Source organism: Mucilaginibacter oryzae (genome assembly GCF_003148845.1).
GTDB classification, from domain to species: Bacteria; Bacteroidota; Bacteroidia; order Sphingobacteriales; family Sphingobacteriaceae; genus Mucilaginibacter; species Mucilaginibacter oryzae.
Map to the genome: position 1 here is coordinate 938,139 of NZ_QGHA01000001.1, position 22,727 is coordinate 960,865.

23 protein-coding genes are annotated in these 22,727 nt (G+C 43.9%); 1 reads left to right on the top strand and 22 read right to left on the bottom strand.

Annotated elements, in window-relative coordinates:
* Positions 1 to 56 precede the first annotated feature (56 nt).
* Positions 57 to 2,417: an ABC transporter permease gene (locus LX99_RS04175; protein ID WP_109606648.1), complete on the top strand. Its 2,361-nt coding sequence runs from the start codon at positions 57 to 59 to the stop codon at positions 2,415 to 2,417.
* A 48-nt stretch (positions 2,418 to 2,465) separates the two neighbouring features.
* On the opposite strand, the gene LX99_RS04180 is transcribed toward LX99_RS04175, so the two are convergent.
* The 22 genes from LX99_RS04180 to LX99_RS04285 form a co-directional block, all read right to left on the bottom strand.
* On the bottom strand, positions 2,466 to 2,966 hold the full coding sequence (locus LX99_RS04180; RefSeq protein WP_109606954.1) for a biotin/lipoyl-containing protein: 501 nt from the start codon (positions 2,964 to 2,966) through the stop codon (positions 2,466 to 2,468).
* A 133-nt stretch (positions 2,967 to 3,099) separates the two neighbouring features.
* Entirely contained in the window at positions 3,100 to 3,765 is a 666-nt protein-coding gene (locus tag LX99_RS04185; protein WP_109606650.1) for a DUF4159 domain-containing protein, read from the bottom strand.
* Positions 3,762 to 4,472 (bottom strand): 16S rRNA (uracil(1498)-N(3))-methyltransferase, encoded by a 711-nt coding sequence (locus tag LX99_RS04190; protein WP_109606652.1) that lies wholly within the window; start codon positions 4,470 to 4,472, stop codon positions 3,762 to 3,764. The genes LX99_RS04185 and LX99_RS04190 overlap by 4 nt, the downstream gene beginning before the upstream one ends.
* A 13-nt stretch (positions 4,473 to 4,485) precedes the next feature.
* The gene (locus LX99_RS04195; RefSeq protein WP_109606654.1) at positions 4,486 to 5,826 is read right to left on the bottom strand and encodes a hemolysin family protein; all 1,341 of its coding nucleotides are present in this window, start codon (positions 5,824 to 5,826) and stop codon (positions 4,486 to 4,488) included.
* A gap of 5 nt (positions 5,827 to 5,831) precedes the next feature.
* The gene (locus LX99_RS04200; RefSeq protein ID WP_022831572.1) at positions 5,832 to 6,380 is read right to left on the bottom strand and encodes an inorganic diphosphatase; all 549 of its coding nucleotides are present in this window, start codon (positions 6,378 to 6,380) and stop codon (positions 5,832 to 5,834) included.
* A 23-nt stretch (positions 6,381 to 6,403) separates the two neighbouring features.
* Positions 6,404 to 7,048 (bottom strand): DedA family protein, encoded by a 645-nt coding sequence (locus tag LX99_RS04205; RefSeq protein ID WP_109606656.1) that lies wholly within the window; start codon positions 7,046 to 7,048, stop codon positions 6,404 to 6,406.
* Positions 7,049 to 7,103: 55 nt separating this feature from the next.
* The gene (locus LX99_RS04210; RefSeq protein ID WP_109606658.1) at positions 7,104 to 8,486 is read right to left on the bottom strand and encodes an NADH-quinone oxidoreductase subunit N; all 1,383 of its coding nucleotides are present in this window, start codon (positions 8,484 to 8,486) and stop codon (positions 7,104 to 7,106) included.
* Between the two features lie 22 nt (positions 8,487 to 8,508).
* Positions 8,509 to 9,984, bottom strand: coding sequence for a complex I subunit 4 family protein (locus LX99_RS04215; RefSeq protein ID WP_109606660.1), 1,476 nt, complete (start codon positions 9,982 to 9,984; stop codon positions 8,509 to 8,511).
* Positions 9,985 to 10,008: 24 nt separating this feature from the next.
* A complete protein-coding gene (gene nuoL / locus LX99_RS04220) occupies positions 10,009 to 11,913 on the bottom strand; it encodes an NADH-quinone oxidoreductase subunit L (protein ID WP_109606662.1) in 1,905 nt (634 codons plus the stop codon).
* A 136-nt stretch (positions 11,914 to 12,049) separates the two neighbouring features.
* Positions 12,050 to 12,379, bottom strand: a complete 330-nt coding sequence (gene nuoK / locus LX99_RS04225) for an NADH-quinone oxidoreductase subunit NuoK (RefSeq protein WP_090533902.1) — start codon at positions 12,377 to 12,379, stop codon at positions 12,050 to 12,052.
* On the bottom strand, positions 12,379 to 12,882 hold the full coding sequence (locus LX99_RS04230) for an NADH-quinone oxidoreductase subunit J family protein (protein ID WP_109606664.1): 504 nt from the start codon (positions 12,880 to 12,882) through the stop codon (positions 12,379 to 12,381). The genes nuoK and LX99_RS04230 overlap by 1 nt, the downstream gene beginning before the upstream one ends.
* A 57-nt stretch (positions 12,883 to 12,939) precedes the next feature.
* Entirely contained in the window at positions 12,940 to 13,437 is a 498-nt protein-coding gene (locus tag LX99_RS04235) for a NuoI/complex I 23 kDa subunit family protein (protein WP_109606666.1), read from the bottom strand.
* 4 nt (positions 13,438 to 13,441) lie between these two features.
* On the bottom strand, positions 13,442 to 14,485 hold the full coding sequence (nuoH, locus tag LX99_RS04240) for an NADH-quinone oxidoreductase subunit NuoH (protein WP_109606668.1): 1,044 nt from the start codon (positions 14,483 to 14,485) through the stop codon (positions 13,442 to 13,444).
* Entirely contained in the window at positions 14,485 to 15,474 is a 990-nt protein-coding gene (locus LX99_RS04245) for a 2Fe-2S iron-sulfur cluster-binding protein (RefSeq protein ID WP_407937400.1), read from the bottom strand. Before LX99_RS04245 ends, nuoH begins: the two co-directional genes overlap by 1 nt.
* Before the next feature lie 101 nt (positions 15,475 to 15,575).
* Complete coding sequence (gene nuoF / locus LX99_RS04250; protein ID WP_109606672.1) at positions 15,576 to 16,937, bottom strand: NADH-quinone oxidoreductase subunit NuoF; 1,362 nt, start codon at positions 16,935 to 16,937, stop codon at positions 15,576 to 15,578.
* 7 nt (positions 16,938 to 16,944) lie between these two features.
* Positions 16,945 to 17,268 carry a hypothetical protein gene (locus LX99_RS04255; RefSeq protein ID WP_109606674.1) on the bottom strand — a complete coding sequence of 108 codons (324 nt, stop codon included), beginning with the start codon at positions 17,266 to 17,268 and terminating at the stop codon, positions 16,945 to 16,947.
* A gap of 3 nt (positions 17,269 to 17,271) precedes the next feature.
* Complete coding sequence (locus LX99_RS04260) at positions 17,272 to 17,796, bottom strand: NADH-quinone oxidoreductase subunit NuoE family protein (RefSeq protein WP_022831331.1); 525 nt, start codon at positions 17,794 to 17,796, stop codon at positions 17,272 to 17,274.
* Positions 17,789 to 19,000 carry an NADH-quinone oxidoreductase subunit D gene (locus LX99_RS04265; RefSeq protein WP_211318944.1) on the bottom strand — a complete coding sequence of 404 codons (1,212 nt, stop codon included), beginning with the start codon at positions 18,998 to 19,000 and terminating at the stop codon, positions 17,789 to 17,791. Before LX99_RS04265 ends, LX99_RS04260 begins: the two co-directional genes overlap by 8 nt.
* Before the next feature lie 136 nt (positions 19,001 to 19,136).
* Positions 19,137 to 19,640 (bottom strand): NADH-quinone oxidoreductase subunit C, encoded by a 504-nt coding sequence (locus LX99_RS04270; RefSeq protein WP_109606678.1) that lies wholly within the window; start codon positions 19,638 to 19,640, stop codon positions 19,137 to 19,139.
* Positions 19,640 to 20,182: an NADH-quinone oxidoreductase subunit B gene (locus LX99_RS04275; RefSeq protein ID WP_109606955.1), complete on the bottom strand. Its 543-nt coding sequence runs from the start codon at positions 20,180 to 20,182 to the stop codon at positions 19,640 to 19,642. The genes LX99_RS04270 and LX99_RS04275 overlap by 1 nt, the downstream gene beginning before the upstream one ends.
* Positions 20,183 to 20,300: 118 nt before the next feature.
* Positions 20,301 to 20,672, bottom strand: a complete 372-nt coding sequence (locus tag LX99_RS04280; protein ID WP_022831329.1) for an NADH-quinone oxidoreductase subunit A — start codon at positions 20,670 to 20,672, stop codon at positions 20,301 to 20,303.
* A gap of 354 nt (positions 20,673 to 21,026) precedes the next feature.
* A complete protein-coding gene (locus LX99_RS04285; RefSeq protein ID WP_109606680.1) occupies positions 21,027 to 22,727 on the bottom strand; it encodes a tetratricopeptide repeat protein in 1,701 nt (566 codons plus the stop codon).

Consider the following 22,727-nt stretch of genomic DNA (forward strand, 5'->3'; position numbering starts at 1 on the left):
AGTAATTCTGAAAATCTTAAAATTCTGATTCTGACAAATTACTTAATGAAACAATCATGATAAAGAATTACATTAAAATCGCGTTCCGCAATATGGTTAAAAATAAGGTGCATGCATTTATTAACATTGCGGGTTTATCGGTAGGGATGGCGGTAGCTATGCTTATCGGGTTATGGGTGTGGGATGAATTATCGTTTGATAAATACCACAGCAATTATAATCGTGTGGGGCAAATTATGGTGAGCCAGAAGGGTACGGAAGATGTGGTTACTTTTCCATCAACGGTTGTTCCGCTTAGTGCCGATTTACGCACCCGTTTTGCTGATGATTTTAAACGTATTTCGCTGATCTGGCGTAGCACGCATATCCTGGCCGTGAGCGATAAAAAGATCTCGCAAACCGGCAGTTGGGCCGAGGCGGATATGCCGGCCATGCTGGCGCTTAAAATGGTAAAAGGCAGTTATACCGATTTTAAAGATCCGTCGTCGATGATCATATCGCAATCGGTAGCCAGATCATTGTTTGGTGATGCCGATCCGATAAATAAAACTATTAAGGCTGATAATAAAACCAATCTGAAGGTGATTGGAGTTTATGAAGATTTGCCACGAAATACTACGTTTTACGAAACGAAGTTTTTTATGCCGTTTTTTAATAAAGACAATTGGTGGAGCACACAAACCGATAAATGGGATAACCACGGCTGCCAGATGTATGTTCAACTGGCCGATAACGCCGATTTTGATAAAGTCTCGGCAAAAATAGCACGGGTTACCGCGGCGCACTTCAAGTTTTACGACGAAACTATCCAGGTGCACCCCATGAGCAAATGGCACCTTTACAGCGATTTTAAAAACCGGAAACCTGTAGGCGGCCGTATTGAAATGGTGTGGTTGTTTGGTATCATCGGCGTATTCGTACTGCTGTTGGCCTGCATCAACTTCATGAACCTGAGCACTGCCCGCAGTGAGAAACGTGCTAAAGAAGTAGGTATCCGCAAATCTATCGGTTCGTTACGGTCGCAGTTGATTAAACAGTTTTTAAGCGAATCGGTATTGTTTGCCTGCCTGGCTTTGGTGGTTACCTTCGGGATAGTTTCAATAGCACTGCCTGGGTTTAATCAAATTGCTGATAAGCAGATAGCTATGCCTTTTACCAATACCTGGTTTTGGGCTATGGCCTTAGGCTTCACCTTATTCACCGGAATCATTGCGGGTAGTTACCCGGCTTTCTATCTATCATCTTTCCAACCGGTAAAAGTGCTGAAAGGTACTTTTAAAGTTGGTCGTTTGGCTTCGGTGCCGCGTAAGGTGTTGGTGGTGGTGCAGTTTACAGTTTCGATTGTGCTGATTATCGGTACCATCATTGTTTTCAGGCAGATTCAGTATGCCAAAAACCGCCCGGTTGGATATTCGCGCGCGGGTTTGCTCACCGTGGAAATGAATACCCCCGAAATTTACGGACACTACGAAGCCATGCGCAACGATCTGATCCAGACCGGGGCTATTGAAGACATGGCCGAATCCAACAGTACAACCAATGCCATCTGGGCCCGTAACGGCGGGTTCGACTGGGAAGGTAAATCACCAACCTTCGAGCCTACATTTGCATCCATTGCCGTAACCTATGATTTTGGCCACACCGTAGGCTGGAAAATAACCAGGGGCCGCGATTTTTCGAGAAGTTTCCCCACTGATACCGGCGCGTTTATCATGAACGAATCGGCAGTGAAACTAACCGGGCTTAAAAATCCGGTAGGTAAAATAGTGAAATGGGGAGGAGTGCCGCACAAAGTTGTTGGTGTGGTGAAAGATATGATTATGGAATCGCCTTATGAAAGGCCGGTAGCTTCGATGTTTATGATGTTACCGGGCTGGGTTAATTTCATTACCATAAGGGTTAAACCAACTATGGCCATGCAGGAGGCATTGAAAAAGATAGAACCCGTATTTAAAAAGTACAACCCCGGTAGCCCTTTCGATTTTAAGTTTAACGATGACGAATACGCGCACAAGTTTTCGGACGAGCAACGTATCGGCAACCTGGCTACCATCTTCGCGGTTCTGGCCATCTTCATCTCATGCCTTGGTTTATTTGGCCTGGCCTCGTTTATAGCCGAACAGCGGGTAAAAGAAATTGGAGTGCGCAAGGTGCTGGGAGCTTCTGTGGCCAACCTATGGCGCCTGCTTTCAACGGAGTTTGTGGTACTGGTTATCATATCGCTGCTGATAGCTATACCCATGGCCTATTATTATATGAACAGCTGGCTGCTAAGGTACGAATACCGATCAACCATAACCTGGTGGATTTTCGCCGCATCGGGCATAGGGGCGATAGTGATCACGTTGTTGACGGTTAGCTATCATGCTATCAAAGCTGCGTTGGCTAACCCGGTAAAGAGTTTGAAAGCGGAGTAGAGTGGTTGGAGGTTGGAAATTAGTGTCTATTGCGTAATTTGGGTTTAGTTAAAAAAGCATCAATATCTGACCTTTTTCCACTTTATCTCCAGGTTTTATAAATATCTGCCGGGGTAGCCCCATATCTGCCGGGGCTTTGATGATATTTTCCATTTTCATCGCTTCCAGTACCAAAAGGTTATCGCCTTTTTTCACCTCACATCCGGGGGTAACAAAAGATTTTAGTACCAAACCAGGCATAGGAGCTTTAATTTCACTCAATTTTACATGGTTCAACGCGCCGAGGCCAAGTTGATCAAGCAATAAATCAAACTGATCTTTAGCGGTTATGTGGTAGGTGTTATTGTTCACTATTATTTCAGCCGTCTTCTCCCCGGCGTTAAAACTTACTACCTCTACATTATATGAGCGGTTGTTGTAAATAATATGATAAACTCCTGCCGAAAGGGCTTTAATATCTGCTTCACATTTAATACCGTTTATATGCAATGCTCCTACTGTATTTTCGGTTTTAATGTCGTATCTGTTGTTTATCTTTTGCTGATGCATCGGCAGGTGATTATGTGAGTATATTAAACGCACCGGTATTAAACGTTCAATATACTCACAGATAACCGCAAAAACAAACATTAGCCAACATTGCATGCCTTGAGCGCAATCAGCCTGTACTGTGCTGTAAATGCTAACGTGTAAATGTATATTGAACCAGGTTAGCGCCCATTTTAAGCGCCTTTAGCCGCGCTTCCTGGGTATCGCCCGCGTAGGTGCCGAAATCTTCCCAACCGTTGCCCAAATCGCACTCATAGGTGTAAAAACAAACTAACCGCCCCTGGTAAATCAAACCAAAACCCTGCGCGCGTTTGCCATCATGCTCATGAATTTTGGGCAGACCATTGGGGAAATCATATTTTTGGTGATAGATGGGATGATTTAAAGGCAACTCAACAAAATCAAGTTCTGGGAACACTTTCTTCATTTGCGGACGGATAAATTGGTCGAGCCCGTAATTATCGTCGATATGCAAAAACCCGCCGCCGGTAAGGTATTTGCGCAGGTTACGCGCTTCCTGGTCGGAAAAAATAACGTTACCGTGCCCTGTCATAAAAGCGAACGGATAATTGAAAAGTGAGGCGCTGCCAACCTCAACCACTTCGTCATCATCATCAAAATTGGTTTTGAGGTTTTCGTTACAAAACTTAATCAGGTTAGGCAAAGCCGTACGGTCGCCGTACCAGTCTCCTCCCCCATTGTACTTAAGCCGGGCTATTTTGTAGGTGGGCGCATAAAAGCTGCTCATCGTCATTACAAGAGCCACGCAGGCTACCAATATCAATTTCGCTTTTATCATACACGGTTTAAAAAGTTAACCTCAAAACAAGCTTCCAGCGCGGCGGTTTCCGTACGCAGGCGACTTGTACCTAAAGTTATCGCTTTAAATCCGTTCTGCAAAGCCCTATCAATCTCGGCGGGACTAAAATCACCCTCCGGGCCTATTAAAATTAAGCTGCGGTTTTGCAAATGCAACACATCTTTCAATTCGTGCTTTTCTCCCGGCTCGCAATGGGCAATAAACTTTTGCCCGTCAAAGGGTTTATCAAGTAACTGGTTTAACGTTAATGGCTCGTTAAGCACAGGATGATAGGCTTTAAGCGATTGCTTGATGGCAGCAGTAATGATTTTGTTTAACCTGTCAACCCGGGCCTCCTTTCGCTCGGAACGCTGGGTAATCAACAGCGAGATTTCATCGATACCAATTTCGGTAGCCTTTTCTAAAAACCACTCCAAACGCTCAATATTTTTGGTTGGCGCTACCGCGATGTGCAAATAATGATTGCGTTTATCAAACCCGGTGACTACCGAGGTGATGTTAAGGATCGTACGCTTGGGGTGCGCATCGGCAATTAAAGCTTCATACAGTCCGCCCCGGCCGTCAATCAATTGTACCTTACTGTCAGTTTCGAGCCGCAAAACACGTATGGCATGCTTGCTTTCTTCTTCACTTAGAATATACTGTTTGTATGAGGGATCGATATCGGGGGTGTAAAAAAGATGCATGGTAAATAGCAGATTAATGTAAATCTATCGCATCTTCTTCATTGATCAGCAATTCAAGTTTAACCGACTCGATATTCTGATCGGATTTTTTCAATACAGTAATGTTGTAGCCGTTAGATTCGCGTTGTTCACCCACATCAGGGATTTTTCCGAAAATATCGCCAATCCAGCCTGATACCGTATCAAAGTCGCCATCTTCGGGCAAATCATGCGGTAAATGTTCATTTACATCGTAAATAGGCGCAAGGGCATTCACAATAAACTCGCGTTCATTCACTTTATCAACAATAGGCTTTTCCTCATCGTACTCGTCCTGTATATCGCCTACCAGCTCTTCAACAATGTCCTCAAGGGTCACCATGCCCGCAGTACCGCCAAACTCATCAAGCACAATCGCTATCTGGATGCGTTTCTGCTTCATCTCTGCCATCAGATCATTGATTTTCTTGGTTTCGGGGATAAAATATGGTTTACGGATGATATCCTTCAACACAATTTCGTCATTACGCGCCAGCAAAGGCAAAATGTCTTTAGCGTGCACAATGCCTACAATCTTGTCAATCACATCATCATAAACAGGCATACGCGAATAACCTTCGTTAATGATCATATCCAGCAACTCTTCTTTGGTTGCCGCCAGATCGATGCCCGAAATTTTGGTACGCGGCACCATGATATTTTTCACCACGCGCTCATTAAAATCAAACACGTTCTGGATCAGTTCATGTTCATTTGAGTCGATGGCGCCGGTTTCCTTGCCCTGCTCCAGCAGGTACTGCAGTTCTTCAGAACTATGGTGCGTTTCACCGCCTTCAACAGCGCTAAAGCCCAACAGCTTTAAAATAAAATTGGCGAAATTGTTCAGCACCCAAATAAACGGCCTGAAAACAACAAAGAAAAACCTTAGAGGTAAAGACACAGCCATTACTGTGCGTACAGATTTCTGGATAGCGAGCGATTTAGGCGCAAGTTCGCCAAAAACGATGTGCATAATGGTAATGACACTGAAAGCAAGTATATGGCTCGCGGTAATATATCCCTGCGAAAGTGTGATGCCCACTGCCAGAAACGCGCGGATCACGAGGTTGGTGGCTACCTCTTCGCCCACTACACCTAAAGCCAGCGAGGCTATGGTAATACCTAGCTGCGTGGCAGCCAGGTAACCATCCAAATTATGCAATATGCCCCGGGCTACTTTGGCTACGCCGCTGCCGCCCTTGGCTTTTATTTCAATTTGCGAACCCCGAACCCTTACCATGGCAAACTCGGCGGCTACAAAAAAACCGTTTAGTAATACCAGGAATATGGTAGCGAAAATGTAGAATAAACTGATCTCGTAATGTGCGGGGTCCATTTAAATTATGATTGATAAACAGGGAATGTACTTTTATACAATTCCAAACTTTCGGCTATTACTTTGTGCGCGTAACGTACGCCAAGCAAATGTTCGATGGTTACGTTTTTACCTTCCAGCTTTTTGTAATCCTTAAAGAAACGTACAATCTCGGTCATGGCGTGCGGAGGCAGTTCGTTCAAATCGTTAATGTAATTTACCGACATGTCGTTTTTTGCTACCGCGATGATCTTGTCATCCTGCTCACCGTTGTCAACCATGTGCATTACACCAACAACCTTAGCCTCGATGATCGACATCGGGAATACGTCTATCGAGCAAAGCACAAGGATATCCAAAGGATCTTTATCGTCGCAATAGGTTTGTGGTATAAAACCATAGTTGGCAGGGTACATCACTGATGAAAACAATACGCGATCTAACTTTAACAGGCCTGATTCCTTATCAATTTCATATTTAGCTTTCGAGCCTTTAGGGATTTCGATGATGGCATTAACCACCTCAGGAACGTTTTCACCTGGCGAAACCTGGTGCCATGGATGTAGAGTACTCATGTATTTTATAGATATAAAGTTTATTAATCTGTTTTGTTGTTTTTATCAAGAACTTTCTTTTTTACGAAAGCTATAACCAAAGGGATAGTTGTAATTAATATTAACCCGAGTATAATGTATTGCAGGTAATCTTTTAATTGAGGGAACCTCCGTCCTAAAAAGAACCCGCTTAAAGTGAACACGCTTACCCAGGTTATACTACCGATAAGGTTATAGAGGCTGAATTTTTTGATATCAACCTTAACAACTCCTGCAAATATAGGGGCAAATGTTCTAACAATCGGGAAAAATCTGCCTAAAATAAGTGCCATGCCACCGTATTTATTGTAAAACTCGCTGGCCATGGTTACATAGCGTTTTTTAAAAAACAGCGAATCGTTCTTATTAAAAAGAACAGGGCCCGTCCGGAAGCCGAACCAATAGCCGGTAAAGTTTCCTAATATACCCGCACCTATCAATGACAGCACCAATGTTGAAATGGATACGTCAATCTTACCCGCAGCACACAAAAGGCCCGCCATAAATAACAGGTAATCGCCCGGCAGGAAAAATCCGAAAAACAAACCGGTTTCGGCAAAAACAACAATAAGCAAGAGATAAAAACCACCCCTGCTTATTATGGATTGAGCGTCAGTTAAATTTTGAAGGTACTCCCAAAAACTTTCCATTCACTATATCTGTAAAACTACAAATATTATATCAATTTGCAGTTATCAATACTGATTAAATGAAGCGGGCAATTAAATCTGGGTAAACACCTATTAAGATAGTAACTATTGCAGATACTGCAAATACAACTTTATAGTAAACCGGAACAGCAACTTCATTGCGTTCGGCACTACGGAAGTACATGGCGATAATAACCCTGAAATAGTAGAAAATACTGATGATAGCGTTAATTACGGCAACAATAACCAGACCGATGTGGAAACGAGATACGGCACCGGTGAACATGAAAAATTTACCAATAAAACCGGCCGTAAGCGGGATACCGGCTAACGAGAGCATTGCTACAGTTAACACAAAAGCCAGGAAAGGGTTGCGTTTACCCAAACCATTAAAGCTTTCAAAATTGTCGCTGCCATTTTGCTGTTGTACCAGGATCAACGCGCCAAATGCTATTATCGAAGCAATGGAATAAGCGGTGGCATATACCAATACAGAGTTAGCCGAAGCCGAGCCAAGGGATACGATTGCAAACAACAGGTATCCTGCATGCGAGATACTTGAGAACGCCAGCATACGCTTAAAGCTTTGCTGGTACAACGCTGTGATATTACCAATAAATAGGGTAATGATGGTAATAACGATCAGGATTGGAGTCCAGAAATCAGATAGCGGCTGGAAGCAGGCCGAAAACAAGCGAAGGAAAGCGGCAAAACCGGCTGTCTTTACTACTGTAGACATGAATGCTGTGACCAGGGTTGGCGAACCTTCATACACATCTGGTGTCCAGAAGTGAAACGGTGCTGCACCAACCTTGAAGCAAAGGCCTACAATAATTAAAGCGATACCTGTGTAAAACATAGGATCGATATGCGGATGGTTAGCTACATAATCGCGGATAGCATCCATATTGAATGAACCGGCCGAACCGTAAAGCAGCGCCATACCAAATAACAGGAAACCTGTTGAGAAAGCTCCCATTAAAAAGTACTTCAGGGCAGCCTCGTTAGAAGCGAAATCACTTTTCTTTATCCCGGCAAGGATATATAAACTAACCGACATGATCTCGATACCGATAAACATCATCACCAGGTTGTTAAACGATACCATAACAATGATACCTGCTAACGAAAACAGGAAAATTGCATAATACTCGGCTATGTGCCTGCTGATCTTTTCAAAATAACCTTTTGAAAGCAACAGGATCAATATAGTTGATATGATGGTAACAGATGAAAATACAACAGAAAAGTTGTTGAACAGCAACATGCCGTGGTATTGGGTCTGGGCAGCGTCGTGCTGGTCCCATTGGTATACAGATGCACCTAATGCTACCAGTAAACCGATAACGGAAACAGGCAATAACGCCTTTTGAGCTTTATATAAACCTAAATACAGGAGCGCTATAGGTAAAACAGATATGATGATTATAGTATTCATTCTTTTCTTTAAAATCTTAAACCTACATTGTAAACTTTGCACTTATTTCATTCACCAGCTGTGTAACAGCAGCTTCGGAGATGTGTAGTATAGGCTGAGGATAAACCCCGATAACAATGATCAACGCGCAGATGATACCCAAGGTTAGCTGCTCAGATCCTTTAATATCGGCAAAGGTTGCGGTAAGGGCGTTGGTTTGGCCCTGCATTACATTTTTGTACATACGCAGCATGTAAACAGCGCCTAAAATAATAGTGCTTCCTGCAATAGCCGAGATAACCAGGTTACCAAAATGTGTAGCTCCGTAAGTGAATACGCCTTTTAACAACAGGAACTCGCCAATAAAACCATTGGTTAGCGGCAAACCAACTGTACCTAAAACAATGATAAGGAAAGCTATAGCGAATTTAGGCGCTACCTTGGCTATACCGCCAAGCTGATCGATATCCCTGGTACCCGTTCTGCGTATGATGATATCCCAGATAAAGAACATACCTACCACGTTAATACCGTGGTTAAGCATCTGGATCATGGCGCCTTGCACTCCCTGGATGTTCCAGGCTAAAATACCCGCGGCAATTAAACCAACGTGACCGATTGACGAATAAGCTACCAAACGTTTACCATCCTTTTGTTTAAAGGCGATGATGGATGCGTACACGATGCCAATAACAGCAAGGATAATTACCAACGTTTGAAAGTGAAAGAAACCCACCGGAGCGTTAGGAATCATCCAGCGGATAACACCATAAATACCCATTTTAAGCATAATACCAGATAACATCATGGTACCGCCCGAAGGTGCTTCGGTATAGGTATCCGGTTGCCAGGTATGCAAAGGGAACAAAGGCATCTTGATGGCGAAGGCCAGGAAGAAAGCCCAGAACACCCATGTTTGATGTTTTGCATCAAGAGACATGGTATAGAAATTATGCAGATCAAAAGTTCCGGCCGGCGACTGGAGATATAGGTAGATCAACGCTACCAGCATAAACAACGAACCGGCGAAAGTGTAAATGAAAAACTTGATAGTAACCCGGATCCTGTTCTCTCCGCCCCAAAGCGCACAGATAAAATAGATCGGAATCAAAGCAGCTTCCCATCCAACGTAAAATAAGAAACCATCAAGCGCGGTAAATACCACCAACAAGCCGGCCTGCATAAACAGGATCAGTCCGTAAAAAGCGCCTTCCCTGTTATATTCGTGCTGATACGTGGTTAAAATGATGATAGGTACAAGCAGGGTAGTCAATAAAACCAGGATCATGCTAATACCATCAATACCGGCGCTAAAGTAAATACCAAATTTCGGGATCCATGGTGCATCGATCCTGAACTGGGTTGAGGCATCGGGGATAAACTTGCTTAAAAATATAAGCGCTATTACCAGTTGGGCAACAGAGAAGAATAAAGCTGCATGCTTAGCAACCCCATTTTTAAGCAGGGCTACTATTACTGCGGCAACTATTGGCAAAAAGAGTAATATACTAACGGTCATGTTATGTTGCTAAACGCTTATCGTTTATATTTTAGTTAATCCAAATACGCTGTAAAAAAGCACCGCGATAATGCCGAGTACCATGATAAATATGTAAAACCCTACATTACCGGTTTGCAGTAAACGCAAACCTTTACTGGTTTCGATAGTGCCTTTACCTATGCCATTCACCAAACCGTCGATACCTAAACGCTCAACGATGTTATAAAAGAAGGTGGACAGCCAATCCAACGGTTTACGGATGATCAGATCATACAGCTCATCCAGGTAAAACTTGTGGTACGATATGCTTGTTAATGCCGGGCGCTCTTCGGTGTCCGCTACCGGTACGCTGCCGTTTTTTGCATATTTGATGTAAGCCCAACCCATAGCGGCCAAAGCTAACACTACGGAAGTACCCATCAAGGCGTATTCTAATGATTCAGACAAATGATGTTCGCCCAGTATCTCGTTCGATTTCTTGAACACCGGCTCAAGGAATGCAGCCAACTCGTGATGACCATGCAATACTTCCGGCACACCTATAAAACCACCTACGAAAGAGAGGATAGCCAATACGATAAGTGGAATAGTCATGGTTGGAGGCGACTCGTGCAAGTGATGCTCCTGCTCATGCGTACCCCGGAACTTACCGTAAAAAGTAAGGTACATCATCCTGAACATGTAAAATGAGGTTAACATAGCCGTGATCACACCAATTACCCAGAACACCGGATTGTGCGCATAAGCATGTGCCAGGATCTCATCTTTAGAGAAGAAACCTGCCAGCGGCGGAATACCGGCGATGGCCACAGTACCGATCATCATGGTGGTGAAAGTAGTTTTGATCTTACCTTTCAACCCGCCCATTTTGCGCATATCCTGCTCGCCGCTCATGGCGTGAATAACAGAACCAGCACCTAAGAACAATAAAGCTTTGAAAAACGCGTGGGTTAATACATGGAAGAAAGCGCCTGTGTAAGCGCCAACGCCTAAACCCAAAAACATATAACCTAATTGCGATACCGTTGAATAAGCCAGTACCTTTTTAATATCTGTTTGTGTAAGCGCTATCAAGGCTGCGATAAGCGCGGTGGCTAAACCAACATAAGCGATGATCTCGGTTGTGTCAGTAGCCAGTGTAAACAAAATGTTTGAGCGGGCAATCATGTAAATACCAGCCGTAACCATGGTAGCCGCGTGGATCAGGGCCGAAACCGGGGTCGGGCCGGCCATCGCATCCGGCAACCAGGTAAATAATGGCAACTGTGCCGATTTACCGCAGGCGCCTATGAATAAGCATATAGCGATAATTTCTACACCTTTTTTAGAGGTTGCGATAGCAGGCAATACTTCGGAAAATGAAAGACTGTTGTAGAAGTGGATAATGCAGAACATACCCAGCAAAAAGCCCAAATCACCGATACGGTTCATTACAAAGGCTTTTTTAGCAGCATCTGCATAATCAGGATTGGTATACCAGAAACCGATCAGCAGGTATGAGCACAAGCCTACACCTTCCCAACCAATGAACAGGATGAGGTAGTTTGAGCCTAAAACCAGTAACAACATGAAAAACACGAACAGGTTAAGGTAAGCGAAAAATTTACCAAAGCCTTCGTCATCATGCATATATCCTATCGAGTAGAGGTGGATCAGGAAACCAACACCCGTAATAATCAGCAGCATGATCGCGCTCAATTGATCGATCAGGAACGCGAAAGGGAATTTCAATGTACCAACGGCAAACCAGGTAAAGTAATTAACGTTAATAGGTACGCCGGTAGATTTTACCTGGAAAAAAGCAGCGATACTTAAACCAAATGATATCAATACCAGCAAACTGCCGGTAAAGCCAATTACACTTTTTGATAACGAATTACGGCCAAGTCCGTTAATAATAAAACCTGCTAAGGGTAATATTGGAATAAGCCAGATTAATTGATTCATAAGCCCCCTCTAAATCTCCCCCGGCAGGGGAGACTTTTTGTTTTAAGTTATTGTCTATTAATAAATCTATCCTGAATAAGGATATAAACTTCATTTTCTAAAAGCCCTCTCCCTCCGGGGAGGGTTGGGTGGGGCTTTACCATTTCAGCCTGTTCAGTACGTTGATGTCTATCGAGTTGGTGTTACGGTAAATCATTACGATGATAGCCAAACCAACTGCAACTTCGGCAGCAGCCAGCGCCATAATAAAGAATACGAAAACCTGCCCGGTTGCATCACCCCTGTATACCGAAAAAGCGGTAAGCAAAAGGTTAACCGAGTTAAGCATCAATTCAACCGACATGAAAATGACGATAGCGTTGCGGCGGATTAATACGCCCATTACGCCTATAGCAAAAATGATGGTGCTTAATAAAATGTAGTGATTAAGCGGCACGGCGTGCATAGTATTTGTTAAACTTTCCATTATGCTGCTTTAGGTTCTTTTTCTTTAGTTGCCAATAATACCGCCCCTACCATCGCAGATAGCAACAGCACAGAAGATACTTCGAAAGGCAGTAAAAACTCATCAAATAATACCTTACCCAAGTTTTTCACCAAACCCAGATCAGGGTTTTGTAATAAAACCGGGTTTGAAGTGCCTAAAAGTTTGAGTGATGATGCAATGGCAACAGCTAAAATCCCACCGCCAACTACGCCTGCCAGTTTCACCATAAAAGGCTTAACAGGTTCGCTGTCCTTATTAAGATTGATCAGCATCAGTGTGTAAAGGAACAGTACCAGAATGGCCCCCATGTATACAATGAAATTTACAATAGCCAAAAACTGTGCGTTAAGCAAAATGTAGTGAATGGTAAATGTAAAAAAGGTAAGGATCAGATAAAGGATACTATGTACCGGATTTTTGGCCGAGATTACCAATATCGAAAAGAATATGGACAAAAATGCGATGAAGTAAAATGTAATCATGTTTTTATTTACAAAACACCTTTACCCTGTTAGGCAGGGCAAAGGTATAAAACTTCTTTATTGATTTAAGGGTGCCTCTACTAATTTGTCTTTACCGTAAATGAAATCCTTACGCAGGTAATCAGCCGGAACAATATCTCCGTCAAGGTAAATGGCTTCTTTAGGGCAGGCCTCTTCGCATAAACCGCAGAAAATGCAACGCAGCATGTTTATTTCATAAACGGCGGCGTACTTCTCTTCCCGATATAAATGCTCTTCACCTTTCTGGCGCTCGGCCGCAGTCATGGTTATCGCTTCGGCAGGGCACGATAACGCGCATAAGCCACAGGCGGTGCAACGTTCACGGCCTTCCTCATCGCGTTTCAGCGAGTGCATACCACGGAAGTTCTCAGAAAACTCACGCTTTTCTTCCGGATAGCTGATAGTTACCGGCTTTTTGAAAAAGTGCTTCATGGTGGTTGACAAACCGCCCACAATAGCAGGCAGGTAAGCGCGCTCTAAAAAGTTGAGAGGCTTAACTTCCAGTACTTTTCTTTTATTGCTTAATGGTTCCATTTAATTAATATCCAAAGTGTGTAAGTAATGTACTGCCTACGCCTGTAAGCACAATGTTGGCAATAGCCAATGGTATTAATATCTTCCAGCCCAGGTCCATCAACTGGTCATAACGGAAACGCGGGATTGTCCAGCGTACCCACATGAAGAAGAATATAGAAAAGAATATTTTGGCGAACAATACCACAACACCTATAATAGGGGCAACAGTAGGGCCTGTGTGTGCGGCAACCCAATCCATACCCGGATAGTTATAACCGCCCCAATAAAGAGTAGCCATTACCGCCGATGAAATGAACATGTTGATATACTCGGCAAACAGGTAAAAACCTAACTTCATTGATGAGTACTCGGTATGGTAACCGCCTACAAGCTCGGTTTCGCACTCTGGCAAATCGAAGGGCGAACGGTTAGTTTCGGCAAAAGCACATACCAGAAATAGCAAAAAGCCAAGCGGTTGCCTTATTACATTCCAATGCCAGCTATGTTGCTGCTCGGCAATCTCCTTCAAACTTAATGTACCGGTGAGCATCAGCAGGGCAATAATGGATAATCCCATCGAAATTTCGTAGCTGATATTTTGCGATGCCGCACGGATAGCGCCTAACAACGAGTATTTATTGTTCGACGCCCAGCCACCAATCATGATGCCGTAAACACCTAATGAAACCACACCGAAAATATATAATATACCTACGTTGATATCGGTAACCTGTAAATCAAAAGTGTGACCGCCAATTTGAATAGCCGAGCCCCATGGAATAACGGCAGAACCTATACAAGCTGTTAAAATAGCCAGTGAAGGGCCTACAATGAACAGGAAACCTGTTGCATTGGTAGGGATGATCTCTTCTTTCAAAAACATCTTACCACCATCGGCCAAAGGCTGTAAAATACCCCATGGACCGGCACGGTTAGGGCCTATCCTATCCTGAAAAAACGCGGCAACCTTACGCTCGGCATAGGTTGAGTACATGGCTACAACCAGGCTGATCAGAAAGATCACTACGATCAATACAATGCTGAATATTAATTGTGGCGTTTCCATTATAAGCGGGTCTCCCTTTCAAATTGTTCTTTATTAGCTTCGATCAATACCGGGTTGGTTTTTACAACCGGCAGCGGTGTAAACTCATAGTGGTTAGCGCTGATTACCGAGTGATGAGATACCTTACGCGGACCTTCAATAACCCAATCGGCAGTTTTCTTTTTATCGAAACGGCAGGTATTACAGATAAACTCTTCCACCTCACCATAAACATCCTTACGGCCGGTTACCCTGATCACATCCTCGCCTTTATACCATAAGGTTACTTTACCACAGCATTTATCGCAATCGCGGTGTGCCTCAACAGGTTTGGTGAACCATACACGGTTTTTAAAGCGGAAAGTTTTATCAGTTAAGGCGCCTACCGGGCAAACATCAATCACGTTACCCGAAAAATCGTTGTCAACAGCCTTGCTGATATAGGTTGAGATTTCAGAATGATCGCCCCTGTTCAAGATGCCGTGTAAACGCGTATTGGTGATCTGGTCGGCAGTGAACACGCAACGGTAGCAAAGGATGCAACGGGTCATGTGTAACTGGATCTTATCACCGATATCAATTTTTTCGAATGTGCGACGGTCGAACTCGTAACGGGTTTTGGCAGCGCCGTGCTCAAAGCCCAAATCCTGCAGGTGGCACTCGCCTGCCTGATCGCACACCGGGCAGTCAAGCGGGTGGTTGATCAGCAGCATCTCCACAACGCCTTTACGGGCCTCAACAACCTCGGGCGAAGTGATATTTTGTACCTCCATACCATCCATAACACCGGTACGGCATGATGCCACCAGCTTAGGCATAGGACGGGGGTCTTTTTCAGATCCTTTGGTAACTTTCACCAGGCAGGTACGGCATTTACCACCGCTGCCCTGCAACTTGGAGTAATAGCACATAGCAGGCGGAACGATATCGCCACCTATCTGCCTTGCGGCATTCAGGATGCTTGTTCCGGGTTCTACATCAACGGTTATTCCGTCTATTGTTACTTTCATTGACATTTAATATTAATCGGCCCCACCCAACCCTCCCCGGAGGGGGAGGGCTTTTAATGAGGCGTTATACTTTTTTCAAAGTCTCCCCTACCGGGGGAGATTTAGAGGGGGCTCGTCTCCACAACTTTCAACGGATCGGCGTAATGTGCCAAACCATAGTTTCTTGAAGTTGCTTCGCTGGCGTTAGTTACGTGCCACTCAAATTCATCCCTGAAGTGGCGGATTGCACTGGCCACCGGCCAGGCCGCAGCGTCACCCAGCGGACAAATGGTATTTCCCTCTATCTTTTTCGATACATCAACCAGCAGGTCCATATCGCTCATTTTGCCATGGCCGTACTCTAAGCGATGTAATACTTTTTCCATCCATCCGGTACCCTCACGGCAAGGCGAACATTGTCCGCAGCTCTCGTGGTGATAAAAACGGGCGAAGTTCCAGGTATTCCTCACAATACAGGCGTCCTCATCATAAGCGATGAAACCACCCGAACCCAACATGGTACCACTCACGAAACCACCATCAGATAATGATTCGTAGCTCATCAAACGGGCTTCGTTATTAATGGTTTTCAGGATAAGGTTAGCAGGTAAAATAGGCACTGATGATCCGCCGGCCACAACCGCTTTTAAACGTTTGCCGTTGGCAATGCCGCCACAATACTCATCTGAGTAAATAAACTCTTCAACGGGTAAGCCCAACTCAATTTCGTAAACACCTGGCTTTTTCAGGTTACCACCAGCCGAGATCAGTTTAGTACCTGTACTCCTGCCGATCCCTATTTTAGCATACTCGTCGCCGCCTTCGTTAATGATAGGAACAACGGCTGCAATTGATTCAACGTTGTTAACCACCGTAGGGCAGCCATACAAACCGGCGATAGCCGGGAATGGCGGTTTGATACGCGGGTTACCACGCTTGCCTTCCAATGATTCTAATAAAGCGGTTTCTTCTCCGCAGATGTAAGCGCCACCGCCTGGTTGAACGTAAAGTTCCAGGTCGTAACCGGTGCCTAATATGTTTTTACCTAAAAAGCCTTTTGCTTTTGCTTCGGCAATGGCACGCTCCAGGATTCTCACCTGCGGCATCATCTCGCCGCGCAGGTAGATATATGATGTATTTGCACCAAGCGCGAAGCTTGATACGATCATCCCCTCAATTAATAAGTGAGGAATATGAGTCATCAAATAACGATCTTTAAAAGTGCCCGGTTCCGATTCGTCACCATTACAAACCAGGTAACGTGGTACGCCTTCCGGTTTAGCCAAAAAGCTCCATTTCATACCGGTTGGGAAGCCCGCGCCGCCACGGCCTCGTAAGCCCGACTTTTTAACTTCCTCAACAATCTCTTCAGGGGTCATTTTCAATGCTTTCTCAACAGAAGCATAGCCACCTTTTGAGCGGTAAACATCAAATGTATTGATGCCGGGTACGTTTATATGTTCTAAAAGTAATTTCCGTCCCATAGCTTAATTAACGTATGCTACCATTATTCAATCCTGTATTAATTGGATGATCTTGATTTGTAAAATGAGCCCTCAAATTTCTCTTAAATTGAGCCCTTTCCATTTGATGCAAAATCTGTTTGTCTTTTTGATTGCTTTTTCGGGTTGTGTTTCGTCTACGCTTATCACTTACCATAGATTTAAAACCAAATTTAACCCAAATAGCCTTATACTTACTATGTGCTTCTGCTCCTTCTTCAGATCGATAACCATAAACATCTTTAGAACTCAACTCCGGATATTTTTCAGGGTTGCGCAGTTTATGATAATCTTTATCCTTTTGAGAAGCCATAGCTTAATTCTTAGCTTTCGCCTTTAAATCACTGATCAGTTTATCTACCGACTCGTTGGTCAGGTTTTCATAAAAAGTGTACTCCGGGCCAATTTGCAATACCGGGCCAAAGCCGCAGGCTGCAAGGCACTCTACCCCTCTCCAGCTAAATAAGCCGTCGGGAGTAACTTCGCCTTCTTTTACACCAAGGGTTTTCTCAATATGATCCATGATCTTTTCGGCACCTACCAGGCAGCAGCCGCTTGTACGGCAAACTTCCAGTACGTACTTGCCTTGCGGGCGCAAAAAGTACATGGTGTAAAAAGTAGCTACCTCATATACCTCAATAGGTAAGATGCTTAAATATTCGGCAACCTTATCCATTGCAGGGGCGCTCACCCAGCCAAACTCGGCCTGTACCAGGTGAAGGATGGGCAACAAGCCCGATTTTTGTTTGCCTTGCGGATAACGGCTAACTATCTCATCAAATTTACTGATCAGTTCCGGCGAAAATTCAACCGGTTCCTGTGCTTCGTCAACTCTAAGCATCTAACTCTCCGGCTATAATGTTTAAACTACTCATGTTAATAATAGCATCTGATAATAACATACCGCGGCTCATTGGCGCATACATCTGGTAATTGATGAAGCTTGGCCTGCGGAAATGCAAACGGTACGGCGAACGGCCGCCATCATTAACCAGGTAAAAACCCAGCTCGCCGTTGGCTCCCTCAACCGAATGATAAACTTCGGTGGTAGGGGTCGGAATTTCACCCATCACAATTTTAAAGTGATAGATCAAAGCTTCCATGTTGTTATATACTTCCTCTTTTGGAGGCAGGTAAAATTCAGGAACATCGGCGTGGAAAACATCACCGGGTTCTTTATCAAGCTTGGCTAATGCCTGCTCAATGATCCTCAGGCTCTGCCACATTTCTTCGTTACGAACCAAAAAGCGGCTGTAAACGTCGCCGGTATCACCTACGGGTACTTCAAATTCAAAGTCTTCGTAAGATGAATATGGGTTCATGGCCCTCACGTCGTAATCAACACCCGCTGCACGCAAAAGCGGACCGCTCCAGCTGTAGCTCAATGCTGTTTCCGCACTTACTGCGGCTACGCCACGGGTGCGGTCAACAAAAATCCTGTTACGGTTAAACAGGGTTTCAAACTCCTTAAGGGTTTTAGGGAAGTTCTTTAAAAAGGCACGCAATTTATCAAAGGCACGGCTGTTAAAGTTACGTTCAAAACCGCCGATACGACCGATGTTGGTTGTAAGACGTGAACCGCAAACTTCTTCATAAATCTCATAAATAGCCTCACGATGCTCCATCATGTACAGGAAGCCGGTGAAAGCTCCGGTATCTACCCCCAACACACCGTTACACACAATATGATCGGCAATGCGGGCCAACTCCATCACAATTACGCGGAGGTAATCAACACGTTTTGGCGTCTGGATATTTAAAAGCTTTTCAACCGTCATGTGCCATCCCATATTATTGATGGGCGATGAACAATAGTTTAACCGGTCGGTAAGTGGGGTGATCTGGTAAAAAGGCCGGTGTTCGGCAATTTTTTCGAAAGCACGATGAATATAACCAATGGTCGATACACCGCTAACAATACGCTCACCATCCAGCTGGAGCACGTTTTGGAACACACCGTGAGTAGCAGGGTGCGTTGGGCCCAGGTTTAAGGTTGATAGTTCGCTTTGCGGATCGTTATCTGTATATACAGGATGATTTTGCATCAGTATTGTTAATTAGAGTCAGGAATTGTTAGAGTCAGGAACCAAGAGTTAAAGAGTCAGGTCGGGAAACTTGCCCCTCCTTCTTACTTTTATATTTCTTGATTCTTGTTTCTCATTCTCTTGTTTCTATAATAAATTATCTTCCGAAATAGAAGTCCTTCTTGTCGACACGGTTAGGGTCTTCCAACGGAAACTCTTTACGCATCGGGAAAGCGGTCATATCATCTACGTTCAAAATACGGCGCAGATCGGGGTGACCGTCAAAAATAACCCCAAATAAATCATACGTTTCACGCTCCATCCAGTTGGCGCCATCCCACAGTACCGTAGCGGTTGGGATATGCACGTCGGCTTCAGTCAAAAATACCTTTATCCTGATCCGGGTATTGGTAGTGAGGCTGTGGAGGTGATAAATAACCCCTATCTGCTTTTCCAGTTCAGGATAGTGGACAGCGGTAATATCTGTAAGGAAAATGAATTTTAATTCCGGGTCTGTTTTCAGGAAAGTCAATAAGTCGATGATCTGCTCGCGACCGGTTTCAACGGTTAGCAGTTCATATGGCTCGCCAATAACAGTTACCTGGTTATCAAATTTATCGGCAATCGCCTTAATCAATTGTTCGTTAGGGATCCTGGCCATTATTGAATTCCGTATTTAGCTAATAATGCCTGGTATTTAGGTTCGCTCCTTCTGCGCAGCGATTCCGTTTTTACCAGTTCCTGAATATTCATAAAACCATCAATAATAGCTTCGGGGCGCGGAGGGCAACCAGGCACGTAAACATCTACCGGAATTACCTCATCAATGCCCTGCAAAACCGAGTAGGTATCAAATATACCGCCGCTTGATGCACAGGCGCCTACAGCAATAACCCAACGGGGTTCGGCCATTTGCAGATAAACCTGGCGCAGTACAGGAGCCATCTTTTTCGAGATGGTACCCATTACCATCAACAAATCGGCCTGGCGGGGTGAAAAGCTTAACCTTTCGGCACCAAAACGCGCAAGATCATAATGGGAGGCCATAGTGGCCATAAATTCAATACCGCAGCATGAAGTGGCAAAAGGCAAGGGCCACAGTGAATTTGAGCGAGCTATACCTATTGCCTTATCAAGCGAGGTAGCAAAAAACCCGGCGCCTTCAACTCCGGCAGGGGCATCAACTAATTGAATATCACTCATTGAATTATATTGATAAACCATTATTCATAAAGCGAATAACGATAGCAAATTTACAATAATAACGCTGTAAAATGTACGCAACGGGCTTACAGGAGCTATATTTAGAATCGTTCTAAACTTAATCCCAATCCAGCGCGCCCTTCTTTATTACGTAGATAAAACCCAGTAAAAGCGTAGCCATGAAAATGAACATTTCAATAAGCCCGTTAGTACCTAAGGCCTTGAAGTTTACCGCCCATGGATACATGAAAATAACCTCCACATCAAACAACACGAAAAGGATAGCAACAAGGAAATATTTAATGGAGATTGGCGTACGGGCGTTACCTACAACTTCGATACCAGATTCGAAAGGTGTTAATTTATCTTTAGTTTTTCTTTTAGGGCCTATTTTGTGGGTAACAAACATGGTTGTTACAACAAAGCCTAAAGCCACCAACATTTGAAAAATAATTGGTAAATAATTAACCGGTAAACTGTGTGCTTCCATGGCGCAAATATACTAATGCATTGATAAAATAAAAGGGTGTTTTATGGGGTTGTTAATCATTTCTGTTATTCATTATTAATCTTAATAGGCGATTGTGCTGATTGGACAATTCTTACTACCCCCCGGGTTAAAACAGAAAAGGCCTCCCTTTTGGGGAGGCCTTTTCTGTTAGATGCCTAAAATACACCCAGTACTTTTGTTCATGATGATTTTGTCAGCATCCTTCTATTAGCTATCGTCGTTGCTCAAAATACACCTATGTTGATAACAATAACAGCCGCTTTACTTAGGAAGCTGTTAAATAAAAGCTGCAAAATAAATTAATTTATTTTGCAGCTTTTATTTAATTTTTAATTATTTACTTTTTCCTGCACCACCCTTACGTTGGAAGTAAGCGGCAGCACTTTTGTTTGTAGGATCTAATTCACGCGCTTTAGAGAAGTTTTCAGAAGCTTTAGCATCATCCTTCTCTTTATACAGGTAAATGTTACCCAAATAAGCATAAGCCTCAGCTAAGCTCTTCTTGGCTTTCTCATCTGGTGCGCCCTTAGCGTTAACTACTTCTATATATTTTTCATAGAACGGTTTCGCGTAACCCACAATATTGTTGCGGTCTTTTTCTTTTAATTCATTAACACGGGCACGATACAGGTAAGCATCGGCAAACGGTGCGGTAGCAGTTTTTTGGATAACGTAGCTAAATGCGCTATCTGCACGGGCTACCAATGTATCCGCTGTTGGCAATTTTTCATCATAACCGTAGTAGTAGCTGATCCCTTCATAAAAGTAATCGGTCAGTTTCACGCTATGGCCACCTTTAATAGTAACCTCCCTGTAAGCATCGCCGGCTTGCGCATATTTCTTTTGACGGAAGTATGATTTAGCGATCTCAGCATAAACGTCGGTCTGGCTGCTATCAAGCGTTAACGCTTTTTTCAGTGTTAAGATACCAAGCGAATCCTGGTTTGAAGCAATCTGCAACCTACCCAAATACAGGTAATCACGAGGGATCACACGTTTCGGATCAGCTTTCTGGAACCAGGTATTGATGGCAGTTAAGCCTGCAGGATAATCCTTATTCTCGTAAGCCGAATAAGCTATATAACGGTAAACCCTTGCGTTGGTGCTTGCAGATTTTGAAAGATCAGTTGCAACCTGCTGCAAGGTTTTATAATCACCGGCCAGGATCAGGAAGTCGGCATAACGCATTTGCGACTCGATAGACTGATCAGTAAGGCTCATATATTGCTTGTAATGATCAACAGCTTCCTTAATTTTAGCAGAAGCCATTTTAGGATCGGTTAACGACCAACGCAGATCGGTTTCAGCCCATTCGCGGTAAGCGGGGCCGTAGTTGGCGTTGATAGCCAAAGCATCTTTAAATTGCTGCTCAGAACCATCAAAGTTGTTGGCAAATTTGTACAATACCCCTGTAGCAACTTTAGCGGCAGGGTTTTTAGGGTCAAGCGACGAAGCGTCTGAATAGTTGGAATAAGCCTCATTGCTTTTCAATACCGAACGGTAAGCATCACCTAAAGCGATAAGCAGGTCAACATCTTTGGCATTGATGGCTTTGCCTTTAGTTAATACGGCTATAGCTGCATCAGCGTCGGCAGGGGCAACCTTTTTATCGGCGGTGGTTGGCAAAAGGTATGATAAGCCTACGTAGGTGTATGGCTTGGTATCTTTACCTGCCAGGGTAATTGCCTGGTTAAAATTAGTGGTAGCGCCTGCATTATCTTTATCTAAACGGGCTACTGCACCTAAGCCTGCATAGTTTAAAGCTGATTTTGGATTGACGGCTATACCTTTATTGAAAACAACTTTCGCTGAATCTGAATAGTCCTGTTTAATATACACCCAACCTAAATAGAAAAAGTTCTCGTCTTTAGTTGGTTGAGTAGTAGTTAGGGTTTTGAGCATCGACTCTGCTTTCTGATATTGTTCGGCGTCAATAGCTTTTTTGGCGTCGGCAAGACTCTGCGCAAAAACTGATGATGAACCTAAAAATACCAGTCCTAATGAAGCCGCGGCTACTTTACTGATTACTTTCAT

Coding starts and splice junctions, on each gene's coding strand:
- LX99_RS04175 (WP_109606648.1), top strand. CDS start 57: ATGATAAAGAATTACATTAAAATCGCGTTCCGCAATATGGTTAAAAAT.
- LX99_RS04180 (WP_109606954.1), bottom strand. CDS start 2,966: ATGCATCAGCAAAAGATAAACAACAGATACGACATTAAAACCGAAAAT.
- LX99_RS04185 (WP_109606650.1), bottom strand. CDS start 3,765: ATGATAAAAGCGAAATTGATATTGGTAGCCTGCGTGGCTCTTGTAATG.
- LX99_RS04190 (WP_109606652.1), bottom strand. CDS start 4,472: ATGCATCTTTTTTACACCCCCGATATCGATCCCTCATACAAACAGTAT.
- LX99_RS04195 (WP_109606654.1), bottom strand. CDS start 5,826: ATGGACCCCGCACATTACGAGATCAGTTTATTCTACATTTTCGCTACC.
- LX99_RS04200 (WP_022831572.1), bottom strand. CDS start 6,380: ATGAGTACTCTACATCCATGGCACCAGGTTTCGCCAGGTGAAAACGTT.
- LX99_RS04205 (WP_109606656.1), bottom strand. CDS start 7,048: ATGGAAAGTTTTTGGGAGTACCTTCAAAATTTAACTGACGCTCAATCC.
- LX99_RS04210 (WP_109606658.1), bottom strand. CDS start 8,486: ATGAATACTATAATCATCATATCTGTTTTACCTATAGCGCTCCTGTAT.
- LX99_RS04215 (WP_109606660.1), bottom strand. CDS start 9,984: ATGACCGTTAGTATATTACTCTTTTTGCCAATAGTTGCCGCAGTAATA.
- nuoL (WP_109606662.1), bottom strand. CDS start 11,913: ATGAATCAATTAATCTGGCTTATTCCAATATTACCCTTAGCAGGTTTT.
- nuoK (WP_090533902.1), bottom strand. CDS start 12,379: ATGGAAAGTTTAACAAATACTATGCACGCCGTGCCGCTTAATCACTAC.
- LX99_RS04230 (WP_109606664.1), bottom strand. CDS start 12,882: ATGATTACATTTTACTTCATCGCATTTTTGTCCATATTCTTTTCGATA.
- LX99_RS04235 (WP_109606666.1), bottom strand. CDS start 13,437: ATGGAACCATTAAGCAATAAAAGAAAAGTACTGGAAGTTAAGCCTCTC.
- nuoH (WP_109606668.1), bottom strand. CDS start 14,485: ATGGAAACGCCACAATTAATATTCAGCATTGTATTGATCGTAGTGATC.
- LX99_RS04245 (WP_407937400.1), bottom strand. CDS start 15,474: ATGAAAGTAACAATAGACGGAATAACCGTTGATGTAGAACCCGGAACA.
- nuoF (WP_109606672.1), bottom strand. CDS start 16,937: ATGGGACGGAAATTACTTTTAGAACATATAAACGTACCCGGCATCAAT.
- LX99_RS04255 (WP_109606674.1), bottom strand. CDS start 17,268: ATGGCTTCTCAAAAGGATAAAGATTATCATAAACTGCGCAACCCTGAA.
- LX99_RS04260 (WP_022831331.1), bottom strand. CDS start 17,796: ATGCTTAGAGTTGACGAAGCACAGGAACCGGTTGAATTTTCGCCGGAA.
- LX99_RS04265 (WP_211318944.1), bottom strand. CDS start 19,000: ATGCAAAATCATCCTGTATATACAGATAACGATCCGCAAAGCGAACTA.
- LX99_RS04270 (WP_109606678.1), bottom strand. CDS start 19,640: ATGGCCAGGATCCCTAACGAACAATTGATTAAGGCGATTGCCGATAAA.
- LX99_RS04275 (WP_109606955.1), bottom strand. CDS start 20,182: ATGAGTGATATTCAATTAGTTGATGCCCCTGCCGGAGTTGAAGGCGCC.
- LX99_RS04280 (WP_022831329.1), bottom strand. CDS start 20,672: ATGGAAGCACACAGTTTACCGGTTAATTATTTACCAATTATTTTTCAA.
- LX99_RS04285 (WP_109606680.1), bottom strand. CDS start 22,727: ATGAAAGTAATCAGTAAAGTAGCCGCGGCTTCATTAGGACTGGTATTT.